At 61.3% G+C, this 15,732-nt stretch carries 12 protein-coding genes; 7 read left to right on the top strand and 5 right to left on the bottom strand.

Going from position 1 to position 15,732, the window contains the following annotated elements; genetic code table 11:
* Positions 1–111 precede the first annotated feature (111 nt).
* Positions 112–1,464, bottom strand: a complete 1,353-nt coding sequence (locus Q0936_RS20275; RefSeq protein ID WP_299298513.1) for a leishmanolysin-related zinc metalloendopeptidase — start codon at positions 1,462–1,464, stop codon at positions 112–114.
* A gap of 157 nt (positions 1,465–1,621) precedes the next feature.
* Positions 1,622–1,996: a hypothetical protein gene (locus tag Q0936_RS20270; RefSeq protein ID WP_299298515.1), complete on the bottom strand. Its 375-nt coding sequence runs from the start codon at positions 1,994–1,996 to the stop codon at positions 1,622–1,624.
* 77 nt (positions 1,997–2,073) lie between these two features.
* Here Q0936_RS20270 and Q0936_RS20265 point away from each other — a divergent pair, with 77 nt between their 5' ends.
* Complete coding sequence (locus tag Q0936_RS20265) at positions 2,074–2,838, top strand: alpha/beta fold hydrolase (RefSeq protein WP_299298518.1); 765 nt, start codon at positions 2,074–2,076, stop codon at positions 2,836–2,838.
* A gap of 65 nt (positions 2,839–2,903) precedes the next feature.
* Complete coding sequence (locus Q0936_RS20260; protein ID WP_299298521.1) at positions 2,904–4,151, top strand: cyclopropane-fatty-acyl-phospholipid synthase family protein; 1,248 nt, start codon at positions 2,904–2,906, stop codon at positions 4,149–4,151.
* On the opposite strand, the gene Q0936_RS20255 is transcribed toward Q0936_RS20260, so the two are convergent.
* Entirely contained in the window at positions 4,148–4,819 is a 672-nt protein-coding gene (locus Q0936_RS20255; RefSeq protein ID WP_299298524.1) for an HAD-IA family hydrolase, read from the bottom strand. The two genes, Q0936_RS20260 and Q0936_RS20255, sit on opposite strands and share 4 nt — an antisense overlap.
* Positions 4,820–4,988: 169 nt before the next feature.
* Between Q0936_RS20255 and carB the strand changes: the two genes are divergently transcribed.
* A complete protein-coding gene (gene carB, locus Q0936_RS20250; protein WP_299298527.1) occupies positions 4,989–8,321 on the top strand; it encodes a carbamoyl-phosphate synthase large subunit in 3,333 nt (1,110 codons plus the stop codon).
* Between the two features lie 2 nt (positions 8,322–8,323).
* Here carB and Q0936_RS20245 read toward each other — a convergent pair whose 3' ends face one another.
* Both Q0936_RS20245 and Q0936_RS20240 read right to left on the bottom strand, forming a co-directional pair.
* The gene (locus Q0936_RS20245; RefSeq protein WP_299298530.1) at positions 8,324–9,646 is read right to left on the bottom strand and encodes an aspartate aminotransferase family protein; all 1,323 of its coding nucleotides are present in this window, start codon (positions 9,644–9,646) and stop codon (positions 8,324–8,326) included.
* Positions 9,643–10,413, bottom strand: coding sequence for a 3-keto-5-aminohexanoate cleavage protein (locus Q0936_RS20240; protein ID WP_299298533.1), 771 nt, complete (start codon positions 10,411–10,413; stop codon positions 9,643–9,645). The genes Q0936_RS20245 and Q0936_RS20240 overlap by 4 nt, the downstream gene beginning before the upstream one ends.
* A 124-nt stretch (positions 10,414–10,537) precedes the next feature.
* Here Q0936_RS20240 and Q0936_RS20235 point away from each other — a divergent pair, with 124 nt between their 5' ends.
* The 4 genes from Q0936_RS20235 (at position 10,538) to Q0936_RS20220 (ending at position 15,631) form a co-directional block, all read left to right on the top strand.
* Positions 10,538–11,425 carry a MurR/RpiR family transcriptional regulator gene (locus tag Q0936_RS20235; protein WP_299298536.1) on the top strand — a complete coding sequence of 296 codons (888 nt, stop codon included), beginning with the start codon at positions 10,538–10,540 and terminating at the stop codon, positions 11,423–11,425.
* Positions 11,426–11,507: 82 nt separating this feature from the next.
* Positions 11,508–12,473 carry a TAXI family TRAP transporter solute-binding subunit gene (locus tag Q0936_RS20230; RefSeq protein WP_299146641.1) on the top strand — a complete coding sequence of 322 codons (966 nt, stop codon included), beginning with the start codon at positions 11,508–11,510 and terminating at the stop codon, positions 12,471–12,473.
* A gap of 86 nt (positions 12,474–12,559) precedes the next feature.
* Positions 12,560–15,199: a TRAP transporter permease gene (locus tag Q0936_RS20225; protein WP_299298539.1), complete on the top strand. Its 2,640-nt coding sequence runs from the start codon at positions 12,560–12,562 to the stop codon at positions 15,197–15,199.
* A 12-nt stretch (positions 15,200–15,211) separates the two neighbouring features.
* Positions 15,212–15,631 carry a universal stress protein gene (locus Q0936_RS20220; protein WP_299298543.1) on the top strand — a complete coding sequence of 140 codons (420 nt, stop codon included), beginning with the start codon at positions 15,212–15,214 and terminating at the stop codon, positions 15,629–15,631.
* The last annotated feature ends 101 nt before the right edge of the window (positions 15,632–15,732 follow it).

The following is a 15,732-nucleotide window of genomic DNA, read 5'->3' as shown; positions in this document are numbered from 1 at the left end:
GGCCGAGGTCCAGGCCCTCTGCGCACGCTTCCCGATGTATCCGAATTTGTGAGATAAAGACAAAAAGCCCGCGGCGTTTCATGCGCCGCGGGCTTTTTCGTGTTTGAGAGCCTAGGCGAAAATTTCCAGCAGCGGGTTCGGAGGGATCGGACCGCTCTGGTCATTGGCGTCATAGGCGTCGTCGAACACCGTGTCATAGCCGATGTCCTCAAGCGACGCGATTGTCATAACGGACACGAAGGCGCCGCTGTCGACAAAGCCGGTCATGATCTCGTCCTGAAACAGATCCTCGTCCCAATGCCCACCTGCGGTGCCCGGACCGCCTTCGGTTTCGACCGGGATGCCAGTCAACGACCCCGGATCCGCAGTTGCGATTGCGTCGAACTCGGTCTGGTAGACATCGGTGGCGTTGGCGCCGGTAAAGCGGATGTCCCCGCCCGCGACAGATCCGCTTGTCAGGCCCAGGGCCGACCAGATCGTGCCAAAGCCCATGGCGTGCATCATCTCGTGTAGCACGATGGTTTCCCAATTGCCGTCGGCCAGTTGGTCCGGGGCGTCGGCCACGTCAAAGGTCATCGCACCGGTCGACGGCAGGAACGACCCATCGTCGCGGATTTCGCGAGGGCCCGCGCTGCCCAGCACACCGCCTTGGCCGTCGATCCCCTGCAAGGTGGCGGTGATGGTGATGTCGTCAAAGGCCACGCCGCCAATGATATCGTCGGGCAAGTCGCCGAGGATGATGGTGCTGAGGTAGTCAGCCGCGTCGATGAAGCCTGCCTGAAGTTCGGTTGTCCAACTGCCTATGAAGTCGATCGTGACGTTGTAAGACGTGTCGGCGGGGCCGCCGCTGGTGTAGGTCACAAGGGGGGCGGGGTCTATGGGTTGATCCGGCACTGCGTCGTCAGCGCGACCGAAATCCCGGTTGTTGTCGCCCACCGGTGGGCTGGGTGGCGTGACCTGGGGTGGGCCAGGCAATTCGTCGGTTGGGCGGCCTTGATCGCCAGCGACCTCTTCGGGATCCGCGGGCGGATCTATGGGCGCTGGAGCCGGATCGGGGTCGCTGTCGGATGATGGTGCGGGATCCGGGTCTGGCTCGGGATCGGGATCCGGTTCGGGCCGGCCGTTATCCCCCACCTGGGACGGGTCGTGATCGTGAAACTCGTGTTCGCCCCCCTCCTCTTCGTGCTCGAGATCCCCGGGCTGATGTTCGGGATGTGGAGACGTCCCGTCGTCAAACTCAAAGTGATCATGGTCATCCTCTGGCAATGGTTCAGGCGGTTCCTCGCCCGTGCCGTGTTCGAGATCGCCGGGCAGCGGGATCACAGGGGTGTCCACATCAAGGATGGTGTAGCGCCCGTCAAAGTCCGAGCGCCCGTTGCCGCCACGGTCGTCATCGTCGCCAAAGATGTGTCCCGCCAGTGGGGCGACATTGAACGAGACGCGGAGTGGATTGAAAAATGTCATGGTATAAATCCAGCTATCAACTATTGCGAGAAGGCTAGCAGACCGCCGGCGTTACGGGAATGCCAAGGCGCGTCGGAGTGCCATTTGCGGCAATCACCTGCACCATTTCCCGGTATCGTCTCAATAAACACGGATGCTGGAGACCGATCAGGCGGTCTCAGACGTGGCCGGCCCAGATCATCCAGAGCACAAAGCCCGCCAGAATCAGCAGGATGTTAAAGGCGACAGCCCCCGCGATGCCCAGCCACAGCCCTTTGCGGTTGTCGGCGCGGTCGATCCCATCAAGCCAGGTGACAACCCGTTCTTCGGCGCGGGTCAGTGCCGCGCCATCGACCTGGCGCATCAGCTTGGGGTGGCCACCGAGCCGTTGGGCCGCCACGATCAGCTGTGCCTCGCCATGCAGACGTTTGGGCATCCGGCGGCCTGTGCGTTTGAGCGCCTTGGACAGCGTTTTGGCCCGGACGCCAAACGCGCCGTCCAGCGCGCTTTGGATGCGCGATGCGCGCGCCTCGATCGTCCCTTGGGTTTCCATGTCCGTGGTGTAGCGTTTGGCGCGCGCGCCCTCAATCCCTCTGGCGGCGGGTTTCGTTCCGGTTTAGTCGTGGTGGCATGTTGGCATTTACCGAATATGGCGCAGGCGACGGCACGCCGTTGTTGATTGCGCATGGGCTTTATGGCTCTGGCCGGAACTGGGGTGTGATCGCGAAACGGTTGGCGGACACGCGCCGGGTTGTCACCGTTGATATGCGCAACCACGGACACAGCCCCTGGTCGGATGATCACGGGTACGCGGACCTCGCCGAAGATCTGGCAGAGGTCATTGACCATTTGGGTGCGCCCATGGACGTGGTGGGTCATTCAATGGGTGGGAAGGCATCGATGATGCTGGCGTTGACCCACCCCGACCGTGTGCGGCGGCTGGTGGTCGGCGACATCGCGCCGGTCAGCTATGGGCATTCGCAGATGCAATACATTGACGCCATGCGCGCCGTGGACCTGAGCCGGGTCACACGCCGGTCGGACGCCAATGCACAACTGGCCGAGCAAGGCGTGGAGCCTGCCCTGTGCAGTTTCCTGACGCAATCGCTGGATCTGGCGGAGGGGCGCTGGCGGTTCAACCTGGACGCGCTGGCGGCGAATATGCCTGCGATATTGGGATTTCCGGAGGTGACCGGCGCCCATGACGGTCCCACGTTGTTTCTGTCCGGTGGTCAGTCGGATTACGTGCATCGCGACTATCGCGACACCATTCGCGGGCTGTTCCCCGCCGCCCGCTTTGCCAAGATCCCGGCGGCGGGTCATTGGCTGCATGCGGACGATCCACGGGCATTTGAAGGCACCGTGAGGGCATATCTGGACGCGCGCGGCCTCTAACACTTGACGCAACACCATGTGATCCCCCAACTTTACTGGCGGAGAGACGACTTACGGGTGACGTGATGTGGGACAAGCTGCTGGACCGGTTTCTGACGGGTATGATGGTCGATGACCGTCTGAGCATTACGTATCCGGATGGCACCACGCGGGACTACGGACCCGACAGCGGCGCGCATGGGCATCTGGACATTGCCGACACCGCTACCCTGAAGGCGCTGATCGTGAACCCAGACCTCGGTTTGGGCGAGGGGTATATGGAGGGGCGGATCACCCCGAAGAACTGCACCCTGGACGAGGTGCTGACGGTCATCATCCGCAACCGGTTCAAGGGGCATTTGCCGCCCTGGCTTTTGATGGCGAACCGCGCGCGGTTCCACGCCCGCCGGTTCATTCAGAACAACGCGCCGCGCGCGTCGCGCCAGAACGTGGCGCATCACTATGATATCTCGGACGATTTGTATCGTTTGTTCCTGGATGCGGACATGCAATATTCCTGCGCCTATTTCCGCGACAACGCCATGACGCTGGAGGAAGCGCAGATCGCCAAAAAGGCACATATCGCGGCCAAGCTGCGGCTGGAACCGGGGATGCGGGTGCTGGACATCGGCTGTGGCTGGGGCGGTATGGCGCTGACGCTCGCGCGGGACTATGGCTGTGAGGTCACGGGCATCACGTTGAGCGAGAACCAACTGGCCACCGCACAGCGACGTGCAGAGGCTGCGGGTCTGGCGGACCGGGTGCATTTCAACCTTCAGGATTACCGCCACACCAGCGGCACCTTTGACCGGATTGTGTCGGTGGGGATGTTGGAACATGTGGGCGTGCCGAACTTTGGCACCTATTTCAACCGTGTGGCGGAGTTGCTGGACCCGGATGGCGTGGCGCTGATCCACACGATTGGCCGGTCCGCGCCGCCGATGGCGCATTCGTCCTGGATCAACAAATACATCTTTCCCGGCGGCTATGTCCCGTCGCTGTCAGAGCTGGCCCCGGCGATGGAGAAATCCGGTCTGTGGCAGACCGACATCGAGGTGTGGCGGCTGCACTATGCCAAAACGATCCGCCATTGGCGCGATCGGTTTGATGCGCATATTTCCGAGATTTCGAGCATGTATGACGACCGGTTTGTGCGCATGTTCCACTATTACCTGACGGTGTGCATTCTGGCCTTTGAGCATCAGATGCAGGGGGTCTATCACTTCCAGCTGGCGCACAAACGGGATGCGGTGCCGCTGACGCGCGACTATCTCTATGACGGCGCCGCCACCGCTGCGGCAGCGCCGGGTGTCCGGGCGCGCGAAAACGCCTAGGCGGCGATGGCTGCACTGCGCAGCAGTGTGACGGCGGGCGTGCCCACCACCTCGACCCCGGCGCCAAAGTCGCGCCCTGCGGCGTTCTCTCCCGGATAGGCCAGCGTGCGGATACCTGCGGCCACGGCGGCTTGTGCGCTTTCGGGCGTGTCCTCGATGGCCAGTGCTTCTTGCCCGGTCACGCCCAAGCTCCGCAGCGCCTCGTTGTAGATGTCGGGGGCGGGTTTGGCGCGCGGGGCCAGCGTGTTGTCGCCGATAAAATCAAAGATCGACGGCGAAATGCTGCTTTCGAGCGCGCGCAGGATGCCCGCGACCTGACGGGGATCCGTGCCGGTGACAAAGCCGATCTTCATGTTCTGCACCTGCGCTTCTGCGATCAGGTCGGCAATGCCGGGCCGCAGGTCGATGCCTTGGGCCAATGCGGCATCAAAAGCGCGAATCTTGTCCTCGTAGATCTTGTCGATGTCGACCTCGGCCCCCTGCTGGGCCGCATAATGGGCCAGCCGCGCCTTGCCGCCCGGCACTTCAAGCAGCGCGCGATAGGTGTCGGCATCCCAGTGCCAGATCAGCTCGTTCATCTCGAAGGCGGTGTTGAACGCACGGCGTTGCAGATCGGATGTTTCCGCCAGCACGCCGATAGACCCCAAAAGCAGTGTTGAATACGCCATTTTCCGTGTTTCTCCTCGTTGGGTTGATCGCGCACGATCAGTCAACGCACCCCGGGGACAAAGAGTTCCGCGCCCTTACACATATTTCACGCCGCGGTGTCCGGCCCCTCTTGCACCTGCCTGCGCCATCCCTATAACGCAGACAATTTGCACATCCGGGGGGCCACAGATGCCAAAGCGTACCGACATTCAGTCGATCATGATCATCGGCGCGGGTCCCATTGTGATCGGGCAAGCGTGCGAGTTTGACTATTCCGGTGCACAGGCCTGCAAGGCGTTGCGCGAGGAAGGGTACCGGGTTGTTCTGGTGAACTCAAACCCCGCCACGATCATGACTGATCCCAACATGGCCGACGCCACCTATATCGAGCCGATCACGCCAGAAACCGTCGCCAAGATCATCGAGAAAGAGCGCCCCGACGCGCTGTTGCCCACGATGGGTGGTCAGACGGGTTTGAACACCTCGCTTGCGCTCGAAGAAATGGGTGTGCTCGAGAAGTTCGGCGTCGAGATGATTGGTGCCAAGCGCGAAGCCATTGAAATGGCCGAAGATCGCAAGTTGTTCCGCGAGGCAATGGACCGGTTGGGCATCGAAAACCCCCGCGCCACCATCGTGACAGCGCCCAAGGATGCCAAAGGCAACAAAGACCTGTCCGCCGGTGTCGCCATCGCCCTTGAAACACTCGAAGAGATCGGATTGCCCGCGATCATCCGCCCCGCCTTTACCCTTGGTGGCACAGGCGGTGGCGTGGCCTATAACCGCGACGATTACGAGGCGATCTGCCGGTCGGGGATGGATGCCTCGCCCGTGGGTCAGATCCTTGTCGACGAGTCCCTGCTGGGCTGGAAAGAATACGAAATGGAGGTGGTGCGCGACACCGCCGACAACGCCATCATCGTCTGTTCCATCGAAAACGTGGACCCGATGGGCGTGCATACGGGCGATTCGATCACCGTGGCCCCTGCCCTGACGCTCACGGACAAAGAATACCAGATCATGCGCAACCACTCGATCGCCGTGCTGCGGGAGATCGGCGTCGAAACGGGTGGATCTAACGTACAATGGGCGATCAACCCCGATGACGGCCGCATGGTCGTGATCGAGATGAACCCGCGCGTCTCGCGGTCCTCGGCGCTGGCGTCCAAGGCGACGGGTTTCCCGATTGCCAAGATCGCGGCGAAACTGGCCGTGGGCTATACGCTGGACGAGTTGGACAATGACATCACCAAAGTCACGCCCGCCTCGTTCGAGCCGACGATTGACTATGTCGTCACCAAGATCCCGAAATTCGCATTTGAGAAGTTCCCTGGATCCGAAGCGACGCTGACCACTGCGATGAAGTCCGTGGGCGAGGTCATGGCCATTGGCCGGACCTTCCACGAGAGCCTGCAAAAGGCGATGGCGTCGATGGAATCGGGCCTGACGGGTCTGGACGACATCGACATCCCCGGCGCGCCGGACAAGGCCGCGATCACCAAGGCGATCTCGGTGCAGACGCCGGACCGGTTGCGCCTGATCACGCAGGCGATGCGCCATGGATTGAGCGATGACGAGATCCACGGCGTCACCATGTTTGACCCATGGTTCCTCGCGCGGTTGCGGGAAATCGTTGACGCCGAGGCTGAAATTGTCGCGGGCGGCCTGCCGGACACGGCGGACAAGCTGCGCCATCTGAAGATGATGGGCTTTAGCGATGCGCGTCTGGGCACGTTGTCAGAGCAGTCGGAAACCGCGGTGCGCGCCGCGCGCGAGGCCGCCGGAGTGCGCGCCGTGTTCAAACGCATCGACACCTGTGCCGCCGAGTTCGAGGCGCAGACGCCCTATATGTATTCCACCTATGAAACGCCCGTCTTTGGCGAGGTCGAGTGCGAAGCGCGCCCTTCCGATCGGAAAAAGGTTGTCATTCTGGGTGGTGGACCCAACCGGATTGGTCAGGGCATCGAGTTCGACTATTGCTGCTGTCACGCCTGCTTTGCGCTGACGGATGCGGGTTATGAGACGATCATGATCAACTGTAACCCCGAGACGGTGTCGACCGACTATGACACCTCGGACCGGCTCTATTTTGAGCCGCTGACATTTGAGCATGTGATGGAAATCCTGCGGGTCGAGCAGGACAATGGCACGCTGCACGGGGTCATCGTTCAGTTTGGCGGGCAGACGCCGCTAAAGTTGGCAAATGCGCTCGAAGAGGCGGGTATTCCGATCCTCGGCACCACGCCTGACGCGATTGACCTGGCCGAAGATCGCGAGCGCTTTCAGGCGCTGGTCAACGATCTGGGCCTCAAGCAGCCCAACAACGGCATCGCCCATTCCGACGCTGAGGCGCTGGCGATTGCAGGCGACATCGGCTTCCCGCTGGTGATCCGGCCCTCTTATGTGCTGGGTGGCCGCGCGATGGAGATCGTGCGCGATCAGGCCAGCCTCGAGCGTTACATCTCCGAAGCGGTGGTGGTGTCGGGCGACAGCCCTGTTTTGCTCGACAGTTATCTGGCAGGAGCGGTGGAGCTGGATGTGGATGCGCTGTGCGATGGGACGGACGTGCATGTCGCAGGCATCATGCAGCATATCGAAGAGGCGGGGGTCCATTCGGGCGACAGTGCTTGTTCCTTGCCACCCTATTCACTGTCTGCTGATGTGATTGCGGAGGTCGAGACCCAGACCCGCGCTCTGGCCAAGGCGCTGAACGTCATCGGCCTGATGAACATTCAGTTCGCGGTGCAGGACGGGACCATTTATCTGATCGAAGTGAACCCGCGCGCCTCGCGCACGGTGCCCTTTGTCGCGAAATCCACCGACAGCGCGATTGCGTCGATTGCCGCGCGGATCATGGCGGGTGAGCCGCTCAGCAACTTCCCGCTGCGCGCGCCTTACGATGCAGACGCGAGCTATGACGCGGTGCTGCCCTTGGGTGATCCGATGACGCTGGCCGATCCGAACATGCCGTGGTTCTCGGTCAAAGAGGCAGTGCTGCCCTTTGCCCGTTTCCCCGGCGTCGATACCATCCTCGGCCCCGAGATGCGGTCAACCGGCGAAGTCATGGGCTGGGACCGCACATTTGCGCGCGCGTTCCTCAAGGCACAGATGGGTGCGGGCATGGTCCTGCCCGATGCGGGGTGTGCGTTCATTTCCATCAAGGATGCGGACAAGACACCCGACATGTTGGAAGCGGCGCAAATTCTCACCGGTCTGGGCTTTAGCCTTGTGGCGACCCGTGGCACTGCCGCGTGGTATGAGGGTCATGGCGTGCCGTGTGGCACCGTCAACAAGGTCTATGAGGGCCGTCCCGATGTCACGGACATGATGAAGGACAGCGGCATCCAACTGGTGTTCAACACCACCGAAGGCGCGCAGGCCGTGGACGACAGCAAGTCGATCCGGTCCATCGCGCTCTATGACAAGATCCCCTATTTCACCACTGCCGCTGCATCGCATGCTGCCGCGTTGGCGATCCGCGAACAGGCGCAGGGCGACGTGGGTGTCAAAGCGCTGCAGGGCTGAGGTTAGCCCAGCACCTCACGCATTGCCGTGTCGAGCTTGTCGACAAGCTCGGCCACGTGGTCGGGCGTGTAGATGAAGGGCGGCGCCAGCAGCACATGGTCGCCCAAGCGGCCATCGCGCGTGCCGCTCATCGGGTAGCAGATCAGCCCGGCCTCAAAGGCCGCGCGTTTGAGCGCGGCTGCCGTTTTGCGCGCCGGGTCAAAAGGCTGTTTGGTGTCGCGGTCCGCGACGATCTCGAGACCGATGAACAGGCCCCGCCCCCGAATGTCGCCCACGTGCGGGTGTTGTCCGAACCGCTGCGTGAGGCCAGCAAAGAGGTCATCGGATCGTTCGCGCACATTGTCCAACAGGTTGCGGTCGAGGATCGACTGGACCACTGCCAGTCCGGCAGCACAGGCCACAGGGTGCCCCAAATAGGTGTGGCCGTGTTGAAAGAACCCGGACCCTGACCCGATGACGTCGTAGATTTGCGCCGTACAGAGCATGGCCCCAATCGGCTGATACCCCGCCCCCAACCCCTTGGCGATGCACAGGATATCTGGTGCGATCCCATCTGCCTCGCAGGCATAGAGTTGGCCGGTGCGGCCCATCCCGCACATGACTTCGTCGAGAATCAACAGCACCCCATAGGTGTCGCAAATCTCGCGGATGCGTTTGTAGTATCCGTCGACCGCTGGCACGGCGCCCATGGTGGCACCCACGACCGGTTCGGCAACAAAGGCCATGACCGTGTCAGAACCCAGGCGCAGGATTTCATCCTCCAGCTCTTGCGCGGCGCGCTGGCCGTAGTCAAAGGCGGTCTCGTTTTCCGTCTGATCGACATAGGCGTAGCAGGGGGCGATGTGGGTGACATCCACAAGGATCGGTTCAAACTGAGCGCGCCGCCATTGATTGCCGCCTGTCGCCAATGCACCCAGCGTGTTGCCATGATAGCTTTGCCGCCGCGCAATGATGTGCCGGCGCTGGGGTTCGCCGTTTTCAATGTGGTACTGGCGCGCCAGTTTGAGCGCCGCCTCGACCGCTTCGGACCCGCCCGAGACGAAATAGACCCGGTCGAGATCGCCCGGCGCATGTTCGATGAGCAGATCGGCCAGGGCCTCGGCGGGATCACTCGTGAAGAACCCGGTATGGGCAAAAGCCATCTGCGCGGTTTGCGCCTGAATGGCGGCGATCACAGTTGGATCGCCATGGCCAAGGCAGGACACCGCAGCCCCGCCCGATCCGTCGAGATAGGTCTTGCCCGTTTCATCCGTGAAATAGCATCCGTCGCTGGACACTGCTTTGACCGGTGGGGCGGTGATCTGTCGGGGGAAAACGTGGCTCATGTCGATGCGCTTCCTGGCTGGAACCCTCTTGCATCCGCTGCGGCAACAAAGGCGGATACGGATGTGGCGTTGTCGGGATAGACGGTGCCGTCGGCCGAGACATAGCTGTTCTCGAACCCGATGCGGACCTGCCCGCCCAGATCGAGTGCTGCCAACATGCAGGCGTGTTCCTGCGCGCCAAAGGCACAGGCAGACCAGCGTAGCCCGGCGTCACCCATGGCATTCACGAAGGGTGCCAGGTCGCGTGGGTCCGATTGCGGGCCGTCGCTGTAGCGCCCAAGGACGAAGATCGCGCGGCGTGACTGTTCAGGAATCTCGGCCCTGTCAAAATGCTGCAAGAGCGCTGTGACCTCGTCGGGGGTGTAGAGTATGTGCTGAACATCCACCCCGCGTGTCTGCGCGGTGACGTAAGCGTTTGGATTGCCGGACACTTCTCGCAACGCCACGCTGGCATCACGGGCCGGGACGGCGGCGAGACACTCCATCTGAGTCTGCGGGTCAAACACCCCTGCCGCTTCGGTCGATACCTGCACGTGGATGTCGGATACCCGCGCGATGTGATCCAACGCGGCGGCATAGAGGTCGGGTGCCAGCGCATGACGGCCCTGCCCGTCGCGGACATGCACATGAATTGCTGTGGCACCCGCGGCCTGACACGCCTGCGCGGTCGCCGCGATTTCTGGCGCCGTGATGGGCAAGGCCGGGTGATCCGCCTTGGTCAAACGCGCGCCGGTGGGGGCGACCATCAATTCATACGAAGTAGGCACGGTGCGGGCTCCGCCAGTGGCGTTCGGGGCTTGGGTTCGGACCATACTGGGAGCAGAATTACGATCAAAGTCAACGCATCCGAAAAATAACGTATGTTATGCCAAACCCAAAAGGACGAATCGCTTGGACCCAACGCTCAAGACCAACACGACCGCAGCCCTCAAGGACGGCATCGCAGGCTTTTCACCGCAACTGCGCACCGCCGCAAAGTATATTGTCGATCACCCGTCTGACTTTGGTCTCGATTCCATCCGCGAAACGGCGCGCAAGGCGCAGGTCAGCACCTATACCTTTGTAAACTTGGCGAAAATCCTCGGTTTCGCGTCATTCGAGGCGTTCCGCAGCCCGTACCGGCACGCGTTGGTGTCGCAGGCCAGTGCGCAGGCGGACCCTGAATGGTTGCGCGCGGCGGCCGGGAGTACAGACTTTGGTGGCGTGCATGCCGATGCGGCGCGCAACACGTTGTCCATCGTTACCCATTCGCTGGAACGCCAGCAGGCAGAGACGCTGAACGCCATTGCAGACATGTTGATCGGTGCGCGCAACGTCTACCTGACGGCTGTGCGGTCGAGCTATGCGGTGGCCTATTATCTGCACTATGTGGGGCGGATGGCCTTGCCGACGATGCAGTTGATCCCCCGGCACCACAACAGCGCAATTGACGATCTCAACACCGCGACCGAGGGCGACGTGTTGATCGCGATCACGGTCACACCCTATTCCCGCGAAACGATCGAAGCCTGCGCATTTGCCAAGAAAAAGGGCGTGAAACTGCTGTTGATCACGGATTCTGAGGTGGTGTCGCCAGATCTGGCACCGGAACATACGCTGGTGGCGTCGGTTCTAAGCACGCATAATTTCGGGTGCTTTTCCGGCATGATGGCGGTGGTTGAGTTGCTGCTGGCGTTTTTGATGAAAGGCGGCGGCGATCCTGCACGGGATCGAATCGCGTCCTATGAAAAATTACGCATCGAGAACAACGCATACTGGGTCGCGCAAAAAAAACATTAGTTTTTCCGTGACATCCCCCAACACATTTAGGACGGTCCACCTATCAGAGCGCACAAAGCGCGGACGTACTAGGGAGACATCCATGACATATTTGAAGAGCCTTGGCGGTTTGGCCGCGGCAGCAACCATTGCATTCAGCGGTGCGGCAGCAGCCCAGGAATTCATTTCCATCGGCACCGGCGGCGTGACCGGCGTTTACTATCCCACCGGTGGCGCGATCTGCCGTCTGGTCAACCGGGACCGCAAAGAGCACGGCATTCGTTGCGCCGTGGAATCGACTGGCGGGTCGGTTTACAACATCAACACCATCAAGGCGGGCGAGCTGGAATTCGGCGTGGCTCAGTCTGATTGGCAGTTCCACGCGTTCAACGGCACATCCAAGTTCGAGGAAAACCCATTCCCCGGCGTGCGTGCCATGTTCTCGGTCCACCCCGAGCCCTTTACTCTGATCGTGCGCGGCGACAGCGGCATCACCTCGTTTGAGGATCTGGCCGGCAAGCGTGTGAACGTGGGCAACCCCGGTTCGGGCCAACGCGCCACGATGGAAGTCGTCATGGACGCCTTTGGTATGAACATGGACAGCTTTGCGCTGGCGACCGAGTACAAAGGGTCGGAAATGGCCAAGCAGATCTGCGACGACAACATCGACGCGATGATCTACACCATCGGCCACCCTGCGGCGGCAATCAAGGAAGCGACCACCACATGTGACGTGAAACTGGTGTCCGTCACCGGCGCGCCCATCGACAAGCTGGTCTCCGACAACCCCTACTACCGCGTCGCGACCATTCCCGGCGGCATGTATGCAGGCACGGATGGCGACACCACCACGTTCGGTGTGGGCGCGACATTCGTGACATCGGCGGACGTGTCTGACGATGTGGCGTACATCGTGGCCAAGGCGGTTCTGTCGAACCTTGACGATTTCCGCGGTCTGCACCCGGCATTCGCCAACCTGGACGCCGCACAGATGATCAGCGACGGCCTGTCCGCCCCTCTGCACCCCGGTGCCGAGCGCGCGTACAAAGAGCTGGGTTTGATGCAGTAAGCGGCGCAGCATGATGCCGTAACAAAAAAGAGCGCCAGCGTATCCACTTGGGTGCGCTGGCGTTTTCGTCACAAGGGGGACAGGACATGACCGATACAAGAACCGCAGAGGACATGGTGGCCGAAGCCGACACCGGCGCACGCAATGCCGGGCCATTTGCCGCCAGCCTGATATTTGGCCTGTGTATCGCGTGGTCTCTGTTCCAGCTTTATATCGCGTCGAAACTCCCCGGCGTCTTGGCGCAGGCCACGGGCGTCAGCATGTTTGCCAACATCGTGGCACAGGCGCGTTTTGTGCACCTGGCCTTTGCCATTGTACTTGCCACGCTGGCCTTTCCGATGTTTGGCCACCGCAATCGCATCCCGCTTTATGACTGGGCGCTGGTCGTGTTGGGGACCAGTGCGTGCCTCTACCTCGTGGTGTTCCGCTTTGAAATCGCGGACCGACCGGGTCTGTGGTCAACCTCTGACATTGTGATGTCCGGGATCGGCATGAGCGTGTTGATGATCGCAGTGTACCGGTCGCTGGGTCTGCCCCTCGTCATCATTGCCTCGGCCTTTCTGTCACTGGCCTTCTTTGGTGGCTATTCCGAATGGGTCGGCAGCATCACGAACTACGGCGGCGCGTCGTTCAGCAAGGCCATGGGCCACTACTGGATGCAGACCGAAGGCGTGTTCGGCGTCGCACTGGGTGTATCGACCTCGATGATCTTTCTGTTCGTTTTGTTCGGCGCGCTGCTAGAGAAAGCGGGCGGAGGCAACTGGTTCATCAAGGTGGCAATTGCCCTGCTGGGCGCGCTGCGTGGTGGGCCTGCCAAGGCCGCCGTTCTGTCGTCGATGATGACCGGCATGATTTCCGGATCGTCCATTGCCAACACCGTGACCACGGGCACCTTTACGATCCCATTGATGAAGCGCATCGGCTTTTCCCCGGAAAAGGCGGGCGCGGTGGAGGTTGCCTCATCCACAAACGGACAGTTGACACCACCGGTGATGGGGGCCGCCGCGTTCCTGATGGTGGAATATGTCAACATTCCCTACATCGAAGTCGTCAAGCACGCCTTTTTGCCTGCCGTCATCTCGTACATTGCCCTGCTCTACATCGTGCACCTGGAAAGCCTGAAGCTGGGCCTGCAGGGTCTGAAGAAACCGGGTCGCCACATTGGCGTGGTGATGATCATGATCCTGTTTCTCACCGGTTTCTTTGTGATGGCTGCGCTGACCATGCTGGTCATCGGCTTCCGCGCACTGTTGGAGCCGATGATGCCGGATGCCACGATCTACCCGGCGCTGGTGTTGTTGCTCATCGCCTATTTGGCGCTGCTGTTTGTGGCGTCGCGGTTCCCTGATGTGGTGCCGGATGATCCCAATTCCACCGCTGTCGAAGCGCCCCGCCTGACGCCGACGTTCCTGGGTGGCGCGTACTATGCGCTGCCGATCTTTGTGCTGGTGTGGAACCTGATGGTGCGCACCGACACGCTGGACCGTCTGTCGCCCGCTTTGTCTGCGTTCTGGGCCACGGTGGTGATGATCATCGTCGCACTGACGCACCGCCCTCTCAAGCAGATGATGCGTGGGCAGACCCACGCGCACCTCGCCGCATCGCAGACCCACAACGGGTTCCACGTGGCATTTGGTGATTTCGTCGCCGGGCTGGAAAGCGGCGCGCGCAACATGATCGGGATTGGTGTCGCCACAGGTGCCGCCGGTATCATCGTCGGTACGATTTCCCTGACGGGCGCGCACCAGATCATCGGGCAGGTCATCGAGACCATTGCCGGTGGTAACCTGATCATCCTGTTGGTGCTTGTGGCGATCCTGTCGCTGATCCTCGGGATGGGCCTGCCCACGACGGCGAACTACATCGTTGTGTCCTCGTTGATGGCGCCGGTGATTGTCAGCGTTGGTGCGCAGTCGGGTCTGATTGTGCCGCTGATCGCGGTGCACCTGTTCGTGTTCTATTTCGGTATTCTCGCCGATGACACGCCGCCGGTGGGTCTGGCGGCCTATGCCGCCGCCGCGATTTCACGCGGGGACCCAATCAAGACCGGCATCGTCGGCTTCAGCTATGACATTCGGACCGCACTTTTGCCGTTCATGTTCATCTTCAACACCGACCTTCTGCTCATTGACGTGGGCCCGGCCAAAGCGGTGATGGTGTTCTTTGTCTCGCTCATAGCGATGCTCGTCTTTGCCGCCGTGACCCAAGGGTATTTCATCGCCAAGACCCGTAAATGGGAGGCGGGCGTGATGATCCTGATTGTGTTTATGCTGTTCCGGCCCGATTTTTTCCTCGATCAGTGGCAAGACAAGTACACTGAGACGACCGGGGCCGCCGCGCTGACCGCCATTCAGGAGCTACCGCCGGGCGAAACAGCACGATTGCGGATTTCTGCGCCTGATTTCGATACCGGGATTGTCGGCACCACCACCGTCACCTTCACCCCCGAGACCGAAGGCAGTGGGCTGGACCGGCTTGATGCGGCGGGTCTGACCGTGATCGAAGATGGTGACATCCTCGCCCTCGAAGAGCCGTTCCCCGGCACGCCTTACTTCGAACAGCTCGCCAACGACTACGATTTCTACGGCGATGCGCCTGCACAAATCGAAGCGGTGGCCATCGAAAATGAGCGCATGGCCAAGGAGTTGTTCTTTATCCCCGCCCTGTTGTTGCTCTTGTTGATCGTGGCCGTGCAACGGCCCCGCGCAACGCAACCCGCCTTCTGAGGAGGTCGCAAGATGTTCAAACGCATCCTTATCCCCGTCGATGCCGGTGTGCAGGACGACATGCAAAAGCTGCTGTCATCGGCCTTGGAATTGACCCAAGGCTGGGACTGCACGTGTCATGTGGTGACGGTGATCCCCGATGTCGGCATGCCCATCGTGGGCTCCTACATGAGCAAGGATTTCGTGGACGAAGCGCGCTCTGCGGTCGCCACGCAACTGGCGGACGCTGTAGCATCCTCGGGTCTTGTCGCGGAACACAAAGTGCTGAAGGGCACCGTCTATGACAGTGTCATCACCTATGCCGATCAGATCGACGCCGACCTGATCATCATCGGTGCACATCAACCAGAGTTGCGCGATTACCTGCTCGGGTCGAATGCCGCACGCGTGGTGCGGCATTCAAAACGCTCGGTTCTTGTGTTGCGTGACTAAACGCCCCTCTACCCTGCGAGTGATGGCAGCCATAGTACGATGCCTGGGAATGCGACGAGGGCTGCGATTGTGGCGGCGTCGGCGATGAAGAAGGGGGTCAC

This window comes from uncultured Tateyamaria sp. (genome assembly GCF_947488715.1).
In the GTDB taxonomy this organism is placed as follows: Bacteria; Pseudomonadota; Alphaproteobacteria; order Rhodobacterales; family Rhodobacteraceae; genus Tateyamaria.
This window is presented reverse-complemented; position numbering and strand designations above follow the sequence as displayed.